This window comes from Octadecabacter dasysiphoniae, from assembly GCF_021532615.1.
Lineage (GTDB): Bacteria > Pseudomonadota > Alphaproteobacteria > Rhodobacterales > Rhodobacteraceae > Octadecabacter > Octadecabacter dasysiphoniae.
Genome location: NZ_JAKGAQ010000005.1, coordinates 196,121 through 209,161, shown reverse-complemented (window position 1 = coordinate 209,161; position 13,041 = coordinate 196,121). Strand labels below are relative to the sequence as shown.

The 13,041-nt window shown below is 56.5% G+C and carries 12 protein-coding genes and 1 tRNA gene; 7 read left to right on the top strand and 6 right to left on the bottom strand.

Annotated elements, in window-relative coordinates; genetic code table 11:
• Positions 1-3 precede the first annotated feature (3 nt).
• Positions 4-1,278, top strand: a complete 1,275-nt coding sequence (gene eno / locus L0664_RS17330) for a phosphopyruvate hydratase (RefSeq protein WP_235227155.1) — start codon at positions 4-6, stop codon at positions 1,276-1,278.
• 46 nt (positions 1,279-1,324) lie between these two features.
• On the opposite strand, the gene L0664_RS17325 is transcribed toward eno, so the two are convergent.
• Positions 1,325-2,383 (bottom strand): NAD(P)/FAD-dependent oxidoreductase, encoded by a 1,059-nt coding sequence (locus L0664_RS17325; RefSeq protein ID WP_235227154.1) that lies wholly within the window; start codon positions 2,381-2,383, stop codon positions 1,325-1,327.
• A 44-nt stretch (positions 2,384-2,427) separates the two neighbouring features.
• Between L0664_RS17325 and L0664_RS17320 the strand changes: the two genes are divergently transcribed.
• Positions 2,428-2,847 (top strand): cupin domain-containing protein, encoded by a 420-nt coding sequence (locus tag L0664_RS17320; RefSeq protein ID WP_235227153.1) that lies wholly within the window; start codon positions 2,428-2,430, stop codon positions 2,845-2,847.
• A 165-nt stretch (positions 2,848-3,012) separates the two neighbouring features.
• On the opposite strand, the gene L0664_RS17315 is transcribed toward L0664_RS17320, so the two are convergent.
• The gene (locus L0664_RS17315) at positions 3,013-6,681 is read right to left on the bottom strand and encodes a vitamin B12-dependent ribonucleotide reductase (RefSeq protein ID WP_235227152.1); all 3,669 of its coding nucleotides are present in this window, start codon (positions 6,679-6,681) and stop codon (positions 3,013-3,015) included.
• A gap of 561 nt (positions 6,682-7,242) precedes the next feature.
• Between L0664_RS17315 and L0664_RS17310 the strand changes: the two genes are divergently transcribed.
• Positions 7,243-7,704 (top strand): hypothetical protein, encoded by a 462-nt coding sequence (locus L0664_RS17310; protein WP_235227151.1) that lies wholly within the window; start codon positions 7,243-7,245, stop codon positions 7,702-7,704.
• A 36-nt stretch (positions 7,705-7,740) separates the two neighbouring features.
• Here the strand turns inward: L0664_RS17310 and L0664_RS17305 are convergent.
• The 4 genes from L0664_RS17305 to pdxH form a co-directional block, all read right to left on the bottom strand.
• Positions 7,741-7,817, bottom strand: a tRNA-Pro gene (locus tag L0664_RS17305).
• Between the two features lie 77 nt (positions 7,818-7,894).
• Positions 7,895-8,374 (bottom strand): DUF192 domain-containing protein, encoded by a 480-nt coding sequence (locus L0664_RS17300; protein WP_235227150.1) that lies wholly within the window; start codon positions 8,372-8,374, stop codon positions 7,895-7,897.
• Positions 8,347-8,877, bottom strand: coding sequence for a cold-shock protein (locus L0664_RS17295; RefSeq protein WP_235227149.1), 531 nt, complete (start codon positions 8,875-8,877; stop codon positions 8,347-8,349). Before L0664_RS17295 ends, L0664_RS17300 begins: the two co-directional genes overlap by 28 nt.
• 124 nt (positions 8,878-9,001) lie before the next feature.
• A complete protein-coding gene (gene pdxH / locus L0664_RS17290) occupies positions 9,002-9,607 on the bottom strand; it encodes a pyridoxamine 5'-phosphate oxidase (RefSeq protein ID WP_235227148.1) in 606 nt (201 codons plus the stop codon).
• Between the two features lie 164 nt (positions 9,608-9,771).
• On the opposite strand from pdxH, the gene fabI reads away from it, so the two are divergent.
• The 4 genes from fabI (at position 9,772) to L0664_RS17270 (ending at position 13,021) form a co-directional block, all read left to right on the top strand.
• On the top strand, positions 9,772-10,584 hold the full coding sequence (gene fabI / locus L0664_RS17285) for an enoyl-ACP reductase FabI (RefSeq protein WP_235227147.1): 813 nt from the start codon (positions 9,772-9,774) through the stop codon (positions 10,582-10,584).
• A 3-nt stretch (positions 10,585-10,587) separates the two neighbouring features.
• Positions 10,588-11,193 carry a LysE family translocator gene (locus tag L0664_RS17280; RefSeq protein WP_235227146.1) on the top strand — a complete coding sequence of 202 codons (606 nt, stop codon included), beginning with the start codon at positions 10,588-10,590 and terminating at the stop codon, positions 11,191-11,193.
• A 20-nt stretch (positions 11,194-11,213) separates the two neighbouring features.
• Positions 11,214-11,732, top strand: coding sequence for a xanthine phosphoribosyltransferase (gpt, locus tag L0664_RS17275; protein ID WP_235227145.1), 519 nt, complete (start codon positions 11,214-11,216; stop codon positions 11,730-11,732).
• Between the two features lie 119 nt (positions 11,733-11,851).
• Positions 11,852-13,021, top strand: a complete 1,170-nt coding sequence (locus L0664_RS17270; protein WP_235227144.1) for an aminotransferase — start codon at positions 11,852-11,854, stop codon at positions 13,019-13,021.
• The last annotated feature ends 20 nt before the right edge of the window (positions 13,022-13,041 follow it).

Genomic DNA, 13,041 nt, shown 5'->3' with positions numbered 1-13,041 from the left:
TCCATGAGCACGATTATCGACATCCACGCCCGCGAAATCCTCGACAGCCGGGGCAACCCCACGGTCGAAGTCGACGTCACATTGGAAGACGGCACATTGGGCCGCGCGGCTGTGCCATCAGGCGCATCAACAGGTGTGCACGAAGCAGTTGAAAAGCGCGACGGCGACAAAGCGCGCTACAAAGGCAAAGGCGTGTTGCAAGCGGTTGAGGCCGTGAACGGCGAAATCGCCGAAACACTGCTTGGCTTTGATGCGACAGAACAGGTTGCCATCGACATGGCGATGATCGAGCTCGACGGGACCGAAAACAAAGGCCGCTTGGGCGCGAACGCAATTCTGGGCGTGTCACTGGCCGTGGCTAAGGCCGCCGCAGATTTCACCGCACAGCCCCTGTTCCGCTACATCGGCGGCACATCCGCCCGCGTCCTGCCCGTCCCAATGATGAACATCATCAACGGCGGTGAGCACGCAGATAACCCCATCGACATTCAAGAATTCATGATCATGCCCGTCAGCGCGACGTCGATCCGCGAAGCCGTGCGCATGGGATCCGAAGTGTTCCACACCCTGAAGGGTGAGTTGACGGCCGCTGGCCTTTCTACCGGAATCGGTGACGAAGGTGGCTTTGCCCCCAACATCAACTCCACCCGCGACGCGCTTGATTTCATTCTGAAATCTATCGAAAAGGCAGGTTACACACCGGGCGAGGACATCTATCTCGCTCTCGATTGTGCGGCGACGGAATACTACAAAGACGGCAAGTACGAGATGAAAGGCGAAGGTAAATCGCTGACGTCGCAAGAAAACGTCGACTACCTCGCTGCACTGGTTGCCGATTACCCGATTATTTCAATCGAAGACGGTATGAGCGAGGATGATTGGGATGGTTGGAACGCCCTGACGGCACGCCTCGGTGACAAGATCCAACTGGTCGGCGATGATTTGTTCGTCACCAACCCTAAGCGTTTGCAAATGGGGATCGATCAGAAATCCGCGAACTCCATGTTGGTGAAGGTCAACCAGATCGGTACGCTTACCGAAACACTGACAGCCGTTGATATGGCGCACCGTGCACGGTTCACCAACGTCATGTCGCACCGGTCCGGCGAAACAGAAGACGCGACAATTGCGGACCTCGCTGTCGCAACAAACTGCGGCCAGATCAAAACAGGGTCACTGGCGCGCTCCGACAGGCTCGCAAAATATAACCAGTTGATCCGCATCGAAGAAATGCTGGAAGAAACAGCCGTTTACGCGGGTCGTTCGATCCTGCGCTAAGCCTTTCAAGTCCATGTTAAGGCCCCTGCCTGTGCGGGGGCCTTTTCTATTGGAACCGCTGCGGGCTGTACGGCGCAATGAGGTCTGCAAGGTCACCCTGCCCCATGATTTGCGCAGCAATCGCCTCACCGGTGATCGCCGCAAGCGTCGCACCGGAATGCATAACGGCCACATGCAACCCGTCCGGCCCAACGGCCCCGATCACCGGCAATCCGTCTTTTGGGACGGGGCGATACGCCAGCGCAACTTGGTCCCACTCAAGATCATCGCCCGCAATGATCGGGTTCAGCCATCCCATCACCCGTTCGCCGATATCACCCGCCGCTTCCGTAACCGTTGACGCATCATCCGCCTGATGGTTTGCAACCGCTGACGCAAGAAATCGCCCGTCTGACAATTGGCGCACTTCGCCGTGGGGTGTGACCATGATCGATGTGATGCGCGCACGACTTGGTTTTGTGGTCACCAAAGCACCGGGGCGGATTAACATCGGCAAGGCGACGCCAACCGACGACAAAATATCAGGCGCACCATTTCCAGCAGCGATGACAACGCGGTCGGCCGTTATCGGCCCCATTGTTGTTTCCACACCTGTCACCACACCGCCATGGGTTGTGACACATCGCACAGCCACACCGCGCACAAAACGCGCGCCCGATGCCTGCAACAATACGTGCGCCAGCCCTGCCACATCCGCACAGCTTTCCGACGTAAAATGCAACACATCGTCCGGCAACCCTTTGATATCGGGGTCAAAATCTTTGACCTGCGCGCGTGTTAGATGCTCAACCGGATAGGCAAGCATTTCAAGGCTGCGCTGCATCTGTTGCAATTCGGTGCCCTGCGCTTCCCACCACAGGGCACCGCACTTACTGATCGGAAGGCCCGCAACCGCGTTGGTCAGCCGATCATACGCCGCGATACTCGCCACGCGCAGGTGATGATGTGCTGTATCTGCGTAAAAGCTGGCATTGATCCAGCCAAACGACGTGTCAGACGCCGCCGGAGTTCCGGCATCAACGACCGTGACGTCAGCCCCTGCCTTGGACAGTTGGAACGCAATCGCTGCCCCGATCACGCCCGACCCCACAACAATAACCTTCATGACGCCCCCTTGGCCTTCCCAAGACAGCAGCCTAACGTGACCACATGACAGCACAAGACATCATCGACACGCTTGGCCTTTCAACCCATCCTGAGGGCGGGTTTTACCGCCAGACCTGGGTGGATCAAGACGCGGAAGGCCGACCTTGCGGCACATGTATCTATTTCCTGCTAAAGAAAGGCGAAGCAAGCCATTGGCACCGCGTCGATGCCGTTGAAATCTGGCACTATTACGCGGGCGCACCGCTGATCTTGGGGCTATCAGAACACGACGCTGGCCCAAAACAAGACATCACATTGGGTCCGAATCTGGCAGCAGGTCAGCGCCCGCAGGCCATCGTGCCCAAAGACTGGTGGCAGGCCGCGCGCACGACCGGGGATTGGACGTTGGTAGGATGCACCGTCAGCCCCGGATTTTCATTCGACGGGTTTGAACTGGCAGCACCAAGCTTCGTTATCCCCTAAAACGAAAAAAGGGGGAACCGAAGTCCCCCCTAAGTCTCGCATCTCAAGCTCATTCTAGTGTACCGCCCGGTATTCTGCCTGCGGCCTGAGCTGCGCCGGAAAGGACCTCGGCCCCCTCGGGTCTCGTGAACGGGGCGGCGCAATCATGCACCGCCCCGTGATCTCTTAGCTACAACCGGATGTCCCGCCGCAGGTGTTGCATTTCATGCAGGTGCCGTTGCGCACCAAGGTAAAGTTGCCGCATTCGCCGCAGGCTTCGCCTTCGTAGCCTTGCATCTTCGCCTTATCGCGGGCCGACAGGCTGTTGACCGTGCCGCTGGAGACTGCTGTCGCTTGCGCCATTCCGCCACCCGCTGCCACTGCGGGCACCAAGGTTTCCAAGGCAGTTGCTGCATCTGTGCCGCCACCAAAGGCCACCGCACCAGCACCACCCTGAAGCACGACCAGATCATTCGGCAGACGCTTGCGCAGGTACCCGGTTGAGCTGATTTGTTTCAGCACATCCAAAGATTTTGACGCTGCTGTCTCGGACATTTCCTGAATGTTGGATACGCCTTCTTCTTCGCCGCGACCAAGGCTGTCAAACGATGCGCCTTCCGGCTTTACGTGCGCCAGATCGGTGCGATCGAGGTAAGATACAGCCAATTCGCGGAAGATATAATCAAGGATCGACGTTGCATTCTTGATGCTGTCGTTGCCCTGAACCATGCCGGCAGGTTCGAATTTGGTGAAGGTAAACGCATCGACGAATTCTTCCAGCGGCACGCCGTATTGCAGACCAACAGACACCGCGATGGCGAAGTTGTTCATCATGGCGCGGAAGCCGGCACCCTCTTTGTGCATGTCGATGAAGATTTCGCCAAGGTTGCCGTCTTCATATTCGCCCGTGCGCAGATAAACCTTGTGGCCACCAACGTTGGCTTTCTGAGTGTAGCCTTTGCGACGCTGAGGCATCTTTTCGCGGTGCGATTTGATGATTTCCTTAACGACGACCTTTTCGATGATCTTTTCGGCGATGACTTGCGCCTTTTCGGTGATGTTGCCGTTTTCAAGAATGTCGGCTGCTTCCTCGTCGTCCTCGATCAGCGCGGCGGCCAATGGCTGGGACAATTTGGACCCATCGCGATACAGCGCGTTGGCTTTGACACCGAGGGACCAAGACAGCTCGTATGCTTTCTGGCAGTCCTCGATTGTGGCGTCGTTGGCCATGTTGATCGTCTTGGAAATTGCACCGGAGATGAACGATTGTGCTGCGGCCATCATATAGATGTGGCTGTTGACGGACAGGTAACGCTTGCCCTTTTTGCCGCATGGGTTGGCGCAATCGAAGACGCTGTAGTGTTCTTCTTTCAGGTGCGGCGCACCTTCCAGCGTCATCGTTCCACAGACGTGGTCGTTGGCAAGGTCTGTGTCTTCCTTTGAAAAGCCCAATGATTTCAACAAATCAAACGTCGGATCGTTCAGCTTGTCGGCTGGAATGCCAAGAACGTCTTTGCAGAAATCCTCGCCCAGCGTCCACTGGTTGAACACGAAACGGATGTCGAAGGCCGAGGGAAGCGCGGCTTCGATCTTGTCGATTTCCGCTTGGCCAAAGCCGTGACCGACCAGCGCAGTGTGGTTGATACCCGGTGCGTTGCCCAAAGTACCGTGACCGACCGCATAGGCCTGAATTTCTTCGGCTTGGGACGTGGAATAACCCAGTTTCGCCAAAGCGGCAGGCACCGACTGGTTGATGATCTTGAAATAACCACCGCCAGCAAGCTTCTTGAACTTCACGAGGGCAAAGTCAGGCTCGATCCCTGTGGTGTCGCAATCCATGACCAGACCAATGGTGCCCGTTGGGGCAATCACAGTAGACTGTGCGTTGCGATAACCGTGCTTTTCACCCAATTTCAGCGCTTCGTCCCATGTGGACATCGCGATGTCGATCAGGCGTGCGTCGGGGCAGTTGGCGTGATCCAGCGGAACAGGCTTAACGTCCAGCTTTTCGTAACCGTCGGATGCGCCGTAGGCTGCGTTGCGGTGATTGCGGATCACCTTGAGCATGTGATCCTTGTTCTTCTTGTAACCCGCAAAGGCGCCAAGCTCACCCGCGATTTCCGCAGAGGTCGCATAGGCAACGCCTGTCATGATCGCGGTTAACGCACCTGCCATGGAACGGCCTTCGTCGCTGTCATAGCCGTAGCCCATGTTCATCAACAGACCGCCAATGTTGGCATAGCCAAGACCCAACGTGCGGAAGTCGTAGGAACGCTGTGCGATTTCTTTGGACGGGAATTGTGCCATCATAACAGACACTTCCAACGTCAAAGTCCACAGACGGGAGGCGTGCATGTAGTCTTCGACCTGGAATTCACCGTCTTTGTAGAACGTCAGCAAGTTCATGGACGCAAGGTTACAGGCCGTGTCGTCAAGGAACATGTATTCGGAACACGGGTTGGATCCGCGGATCGCGCCGTCTTCTGGGCATGTGTGCCATGCGTTTACTGTGTCGTGGTACTGGATGCCCGGATCGGCACAGGCCCATGCCGCGTGACCAACCTGTTCCCAGAGATCGCGCGCTTTGATAACTTTGTGGACTTCACCGTTCTTACGGTTGATCAGCTTCCAATTTGCGTCTTCTTCGACGGCCTTCAAGAAGGCGTCCGTGACACGGATGGAGTTGTTGGAGTTCTGGCCGGACACAGAGTTATACGCCTCAGAATCCCAATCGGTGTCGTATGTCGGGAATTCGATGGCTGTGTGGCCCTGCTTTGCGTAATCCAGAACGCGTTTTACGTAAGTTTCCGGAATGGCGACCTTTTTGGCCTCGCGCACGGCGTCTTTCAGCTGCGGGTTCACCTTGGGGTCATAGGCGTCGGCCTCTGCGCCGTCCCAACCCTTGATCGCCGCAAAGATCAGGTTCAGTTTTTCTTCGTGCATCTTGGAACCGGCTACGATGGACGCAACTTTCTGCTCCTCAAGAACCTTCCAGTTGATGAATTCTTCGATATCGGGGTGGTCCGCATCCACGATCACCATTTTGGCGGCGCGGCGTGTCGTGCCACCGGATTTGATCGCACCAGCAGCGCGATCACCGATTTTCAGGAACCCCATAAGGCCGGAAGATTTACCACCGCCAGACAGCGATTCACCGGCAGCACGCAGAGAAGAGAAGTTCGTGCCCGTACCGGACCCATATTTGAACAAACGCGCCTCGCGGACCCAAAGGTCCATGATGCCGCCTTCGTTCACCAGATCGTCAGCGACGGACTGAATGAAACAGGCGTGTGGCTGTGGGTGCTCATAAGACGACTTGGACGCTGTCAGCTTGCCCGTTTTGTAATCGACATAGTGGTGGCCCTGTGCGGGGCCGTCGATGCCGTAGGCCCAGTGCAGACCTGTGTTGAACCACTGAGGCGAGTTCGGCGCAGCGCGCTGTGTCGCCAACATGTAGCGCATCTCGTCAAAGTATGTGCGCGCATCTTCTTCGGAAGTGAAATAACCACCCTTCCAACCCCAGTATGTCCATGCACCGGCAAGACGGTCGAACACCTGCTTGGCGGATGTCTCTCCGGACATGTCTGCACCTTCAGCGGGAACGGAGCGCCACAGGAATTCCGGGATACCCTTTTCTTCGACTTTCACTGTGGCCGAAGGCACGCCAGCTTTGCGGAAATATTTTTGCGCGATGACGTCAGACGCAACCTGGGACCAGCTTTCGGGGATCTGACAATCTTCGAGCTTGAAGACGATCGTGCCGTCAGGGTTCCTAATCTCGGACGTTGCTGCCTTAAATGGCACCTCTGCGTATGCGTCCTGTCCGGATTTAGTGAAGTTACGTTCAATCTTCATCGTGCTCTCGCCTCTGTCAAAGTGGGGATCGTCGTTGCGATCACCCGTGTCCCTCATTCCGATCCATGGATCGAAAAACCTATCGCGCGGATCAAACGTCAAACGCGGAAAACATAGCGCAATGCCCCCCGATATTGAGGGGGCGCACTCAAGCCTAGGGTGCTGTGCAGCATCTAGTGTCTCGAAACCTGTCCCGCGCTGTTTGCAACACTATATGTTGTGTCGTCTCATCCAGCTCGCACAACATCACTCATCTACACCTAGGGGGTCAACGAAAACTTTACCCTAAATATAGATTAAAGAGTCTTGACCGTTTGTTAACCAAGGGTGCGCCAAAACCACCCCCGATTCTCCCTCAGGCTTGTACACAAAGGTATCCTGTGGGGCGGCGCCAAATCGAAGCGGGAAAAATCGTTTATTTGCCAGAAGACTAGCCCGCAAAGTTCATCAATCACATGAGTTATCCACAGGGCGTGACGCGGTTGTTCACACCCTCGTCAGGTGGGTTGCGCGCCCTACCTAGTGTGTCACTCTGAACACGCACAAAAATCAGGAGCCGCAATGCGCGCCATCGTTCTGACTCTCGGACTCGCGCTTGCGGGATGTAGTGAATTTCCCACATCTCGTGGTGCGCCGGGCATCGGTGAGGTCCAAGGAAGTGCCGCACAGGCCTATTTTACAGGCTATCCAGCGCGTTTGTTCTTTGTCGCAGAGGAATTGTGCAACGGTCCCGGCCAATCCGTCGTCAAACCGAGCCGAAATCAGGTGCGCTGCGAATCTCTTCCTGACCCAGAATCAGCTGCAGCCATAATTTTGCAGTACGGGGGCACAGTCGAAGCCCTGCCCAAACTTGTCATCGCGTTTTCTGGCCGCAACACCGCCGACGGGTATTTGATGACTGTCGACAATTACATCCGCGTCCCGCAGCGGGACGGCGGTGCACAACAGGTGAGGTTCGTTGATCAGCAAGTGACAGACAGTCTGGCTGAACTTCTTGCGACCGCCGGCGGGCGGCCTCTCTGACATCCGAATGAGTGAGAGGTTGGGTTTTTGTAGAAATGGTCGGGGCGAGAAGATTCGAACTTCCGACCCCCTGTACCCAAAACAGGTGCGCTACCAGGCTGCGCCACGCCCCGAACCGAGGCCTCATCTAATCGCAGAACCGCGCGTTGAAAAGGCCTAAATCGTCAAATCGTCGAAATGCACCGACCTTTTAGGGGCAAGGCCAAACACTTGTGTCACCAAAGGCTGCATGTTGCATCTCATCGCCCGCCTCAAGCCCAAGCCGCGCGGCCAGACCACCATTGATCTCAAGAACATATTGGATGTCGGTGCCGCCAAAAATCGGCGTCTCGTCCAGGGGTACGGCCATAGGATGGATTTTCTGGACAATACCCGTGTCGTCCACGAACACCATATCAAGCGGGATCAACGTGTTGCGCATCCAGAAACTGACCCGCTGGGGGCGATCATAGACAAACAGCATACCTTCCATGGTGGCCATCTGTTCAACAAACATCAGCCCCTGTCCGCGCTCGGCATTGTCATCGGCCACGACTACAGTGAATTGTGCGGTGCCAAAGTCCCCACGCACCGACACTGTATCAAGCGAACATTCAGCGCTTGCGGTGGTCGCCGCAGCAACCACCAACGCAAAAACAAGACCTAGTCGCGCGCGACCGCACTTTCCCATGGCAAAACCTCAGCCGCCATAAGCCCGCGTTTACCTTCGATGGCCCGCAGCGCAATGGCTTCACCAGGAAGCAAATCAGCCAGCCCCGCCAGACGCAAGACTTCGACGTGCACAAAGATGTCAGTGGAATCACCAAACACATTGGCAAAGCCGAACCCCTTGGCCTTGTCGAACCATTTGACCCGCGCGGGTTCAATCGGTGCCGCCGCGATGTCTTCGGGATCAAATTCCGCGAAATCCGCCAGCCCTGTTGGTGACGGATGTTCGCTGTGGTGGATATTCAAAACCTCAGATGCCTGAAGCCCTCGGTCCGTTTCAACGACCATGATTTCAATGCCCGTACCATCCGCAACCGAGCTTTGCCCGAAATTGCGCAGTACATTTGCATGCAGCAAAATATCCGGCCCACCATCTGTAGCGACAATGAAGCCGAACCCTTTGCCTGGATCAAACCACTTTACGTGGCCATCCATGACGTATCCGTCCGTTTCTGTATCTTGCATTTTTTTGTCCTCGCCCCCGCGTCCCCAAAGCCACGAGAGGCATATCCCATCCAAGGCGAATTTGGACTGGTATGCGGTCGAATACAAGCGTTCCCAAGCGTCCGTTTTCACGAAGCGTGAAAAATTATGGGTTCAAACGGTCAATTTTCCATGGCTCTGTTCGCCCAGACCGCGACCAACGGAACCTATCGTGCAACCTGAAGTCGCCATCGGCCCAAAACTCGATTTCAACGGGAGAGATTCGGAAACCGCCCCAGAATGGTGGCCGGTCCGGGTTCGTGCCCTTGGCGGCCGTAATTTTGGCAACCTCCGCCACGAGTGCTCCGCGCGATGTCAGCGGTTGGGATTGCCGCGATGCCCACGCGCCCAGTCGGCTCTTGAGGCTGCGAGACTTGAAATAGTCGTCTGCCGCCTGACCGTCTTCGCGCTCGACCGTTCCACGGACTCGGATTTGGCGGCGCAGGGATTTCCAGTGCATCACGAACGCGACCTTTCCTGATGCGGCCAATTCCTGCCCCTTCTGGCTGTCGTAGTTTGTGTAAAAAACGAAAGCATCATCTTCGATGTCTTTCAGCAAAACCATGCGCGCATTCGGCAGCCCGTCCCTGTCGACAGTAGATAGTGCGATCGCATTTGGATCATTGGGCTCTGACTTTTCGGCCTCGGCCAACCATGTCTTTGCCAAAGCAAAGGGATCGTCGCCTGCAAATTTTCCGGTTCGGTCTGCCATGTGTTCGTCCTTTGCCTAATCGTGTGTTGTCCCATAGGTGACCCGCCCCGCGTCAGGGTCAAGGGGCGCATGACACGCCTGCCGCTTGAAGCGTCCGCGCCTATCGCCTAAACCAATCCTATAACAAGCCCGCCAACGCGCGAGGCGGGACATGAGGGAATGATATGTCATCCAATTTGATGCAGGGAAAACGCGGCCTGATTATGGGTCTCGCCAATGATAAATCTATCGCATGGGGAATCGCCAAGGCCTTGGGCGAAGCAGGCGCCGAGCTTGCGTTTTCGTATCAGGGCGACGCGCTGAAAAAGCGGGTCGCACCGCTTGCAGCCTCACTGGGGTCGGACATTGTACTGCCATGTGACGTCAGCGATGAGGCGTCGATTGATGCCTTGTTTGATGGCTTGAAAGAACGCTGGGACAACATTGACTTCGTCGTCCATGCCATTGGGTTTTCGGACAAATCCGAATTGCGGGGTCGTTACGTCGACACATCGCGCGACAACTTTACAATGACGATGGATATTTCGGTTTATTCGTTCACATCGGTCATGCAGCGCGCCGAAAAAATGATGAACGCGGGCGGATCCGCCATTACGCTTACCTACTACGGCGCAGAACGCATCATGCCGCATTATAATGTAATGGGCGTTGCCAAAGCCGCACTTGAGGCATCGGTACGCTACATGGCCGAAGACCTCGGCAAAGACGGCATTCGTGTAAATGCAATTTCTGCGGGTCCGATCAAGACCCTTGCGGCATCTGGCATCGGTGATTTCCGCTACATCCTGAAATGGAACGAATATAACTCCCCCCTGCGCAAAAACGTCACCATCGATGAAGTTGGCGGGTCTGCATTGTATCTGTTGTCAGACCTAAGTGCGGGCGTGACGGGCGAAACCCATCACGTTGATGCGGGCTACCACGTCGTTGGCATGAAGGCCGTTGATGCGCCCGACATGTCCCCCAACAAGGATTAATCCATGATCGAGTCGACCCACATTCTTGCGTTTAACCTCACGCTTATTGCATCGATGTTGGTTCCCGGTCCGGCGTTGCTGTATGCGCTGCGCCAATCCATCGCGGGTGGGTTTGCCATGGGTGCTGCGACAGGATTTGGGCTGGCGACAATGGCGACCTCCTGGACTTTGGCGGCCCTTTTGGGGCTTGAGGCCCTGTTCGTTGCGTTTCCTTATGCATTCGTCGCGCTGAAGGTCATCGGCGCGCTCTATCTGATGTGGATCGCGTTTGGGCTTTGGAGAAACGCCAGCGCGCCCATGTCCACGGAAACATCCCAACACCGACGCGCGTTTGTTGGGGGTTTGCTGATCAATCTTGCGAACCCGAAATCTGTTTTGTTCTCCGCGTCGGTTGTGGTCGTGATTTTCCCGCCCGGCCTGACGGCGGCTGACATCGGACTGATACTTGCCAATAACTTCGCAATTGAGGCTGGCGGATATCTGTGTTTCGCAGCCCTCCTCGCGACACCACCCGCGCGATCGGGTTACCTAAAATTAAAGCCCGTGTTTGAACGTGTCGCCGCGATGGTGCTCGGTTTGCTCGGCCTGCGTCTGCTGTTCAGCCGCTAAAATCCAAGAAGGATCCAACCATGACCGACCGCTTGCCCCACGAAAAAGGCTTCCACATCTCGTGGGATCAGATCCATCGCGATAGCCGTGCATTGGCGTGGCGGTTGGATGGCAAGGGGCCTGATGATGGCGCGTGGCGCGCGGTTGTTGCGATCACACGTGGCGGTATGGCGCCCGCGATGATCGTGTCACGCGAACTGGATGTGCGCACCGTCGATACAATTTCGGTGGTGTCCTATCATTCAGGTGGCGGGGCCGCGGACCAGCGCCGAGAGGCCAAGGTGTTGAAGTCCCCGGACGCCGACATGATGGGCGACGGAACGGGTATTCTGGTCATTGACGATCTGGTCGACAGTGGCAAGACTCTCGAACTGGTGCGCAAGTTGTACCCGAACGCCCATTTCGCGACCGTTTATGCCAAACCCGAAGGCGAACCGCAGGTCGACACCTTCATTACAGGTGTGTCGCAGGACACCTGGATTTTCTTTCCATGGGATATGGCGCTGCAATACGTCGAACCTTACCGCGGCAAGGACTGACATTTCAGTTCCCCGAACCTGGCCCTCCGGGGGGAGTTTAATTGCCTAGATGAAAAAGAACCGCCCCTTCATCTAGGCCAGCAAACTCCCGCCGGAGGCTTCAATCCCAAGAGACATCCATGACCCTAGCCCGCACAGCCACCACGTTTTCGCCCCCCGTCATGGAGGCGCGCCGCTGGCTGGAGGGTGTTGATTTCACAGACCGCCCGTTGATCAATGTCAGCCAAGCCGCCCCCGTGGATCCGCCCCCGCTGGCAATGCGCGAAGCCATGGCAAAGATGATCGTCGATGTGGACGACACCCATCTGTATGGCCCTGTGCTGGGGTTGCCCGAACTGCGCGCGCAGGTCGCAGCGCAATGGTCAAACAGCTACGGCGGAACAATAACGCCCGAAAACGTCGCAATCACATCAGGTTGTAACCAAGCCTTTACCGCCGCGATTTCAACCCTTTGCACAGACGGTGATGAGGTCATTCTGCCGGTGCCCTATTACTTTAATCACCGCATGTGGTTGGACATGGCCGGCGTGAAAACGATCCCCCTGAATCCAGCTAACAGCCTGATCCCGAACGCGGCAGACGCCGCTGATCTGATCACCGACAAGACGCGTGCGATTGTTCTGGTCACACCGAACAACCCCGGCGGTGTGGAATACCCGGCTGAAACCGTTTTGGCCTTCGCGGCCCTCGCGCGATCCAAAGGGATTGCACTGATCATTGATGAAACCTACCGCGATTTTGACAGCCGCACAGGCGCGCCGCACCCTTTGTTCCAAGATCCGGACTGGGATGACACGCTGATCCAGCTCTATTCGTTCTCAAAGGCTTATCGGCTTACGGGCCACCGCGTCGGCGCGATGGTCGCAAGCGTCGCGCGCCTGTCCGAAGTCGAAAAGTTTCTCGATACCGTCACGATTTGCCCCAATCAGCTTGGCCAGCATGCAGCCCTTTGGGGAATGAAACATTTAGGCGATTGGCTCGCTGGCGAGCGGCTGGAGATTTTGGACAGGCGCGCCGCAATTCAGGAACAATTCCCCCGACTTGGCGCAACGGGTTGGGAATTGCAGGGGTGCGGTGCCTATTTCGCCTATATGAAGCACCCGTTTGATATGGCGTCTGATGCACTGGCCCGCGATCTGGTGCAAAAAGTTGGAGTATTGACGCTTCCGGGGACGATGTTCATGCCGGACGGTCAGGGCAAACAGCATCTTCGGGTGGCCTTTGCAAATGTAGATCGGGCCGGGATCACGGCATTGTTTGACCGTCTTGTGGCCTACACCGCGCCCTGAACCACCACATCCGCTTGCAC

What these genes read in the sequence shown, in the direction of transcription:
- L0664_RS17310 (WP_235227151.1), top strand. Translation starts at nt 7,243, where the DNA reads ATGCGCGCCATCGTTCTGACTCTCGGACTCGCGCTTGCGGGATGTAGT.
- L0664_RS17325 (WP_235227154.1), bottom strand. Translation starts at nt 2,383, where the DNA reads ATGAAGGTTATTGTTGTGGGGTCGGGCGTGATCGGGGCAGCGATTGCG.
- eno (WP_235227155.1), top strand. Translation starts at nt 4, where the DNA reads ATGAGCACGATTATCGACATCCACGCCCGCGAAATCCTCGACAGCCGG.
- L0664_RS17295 (WP_235227149.1), bottom strand. Translation starts at nt 8,877, where the DNA reads ATGCAAGATACAGAAACGGACGGATACGTCATGGATGGCCACGTAAAG.
- L0664_RS17280 (WP_235227146.1), top strand. Translation starts at nt 10,588, where the DNA reads ATGATCGAGTCGACCCACATTCTTGCGTTTAACCTCACGCTTATTGCA.
- L0664_RS17315 (WP_235227152.1), bottom strand. Translation starts at nt 6,681, where the DNA reads ATGAAGATTGAACGTAACTTCACTAAATCCGGACAGGACGCATACGCA.
- L0664_RS17320 (WP_235227153.1), top strand. Translation starts at nt 2,428, where the DNA reads ATGACAGCACAAGACATCATCGACACGCTTGGCCTTTCAACCCATCCT.
- L0664_RS17270 (WP_235227144.1), top strand. Translation starts at nt 11,852, where the DNA reads ATGACCCTAGCCCGCACAGCCACCACGTTTTCGCCCCCCGTCATGGAG.
- gpt (WP_235227145.1), top strand. Translation starts at nt 11,214, where the DNA reads ATGACCGACCGCTTGCCCCACGAAAAAGGCTTCCACATCTCGTGGGAT.
- L0664_RS17300 (WP_235227150.1), bottom strand. Translation starts at nt 8,374, where the DNA reads ATGGGAAAGTGCGGTCGCGCGCGACTAGGTCTTGTTTTTGCGTTGGTG.
- fabI (WP_235227147.1), top strand. Translation starts at nt 9,772, where the DNA reads ATGTCATCCAATTTGATGCAGGGAAAACGCGGCCTGATTATGGGTCTC.
- pdxH (WP_235227148.1), bottom strand. Translation starts at nt 9,607, where the DNA reads ATGGCAGACCGAACCGGAAAATTTGCAGGCGACGATCCCTTTGCTTTG.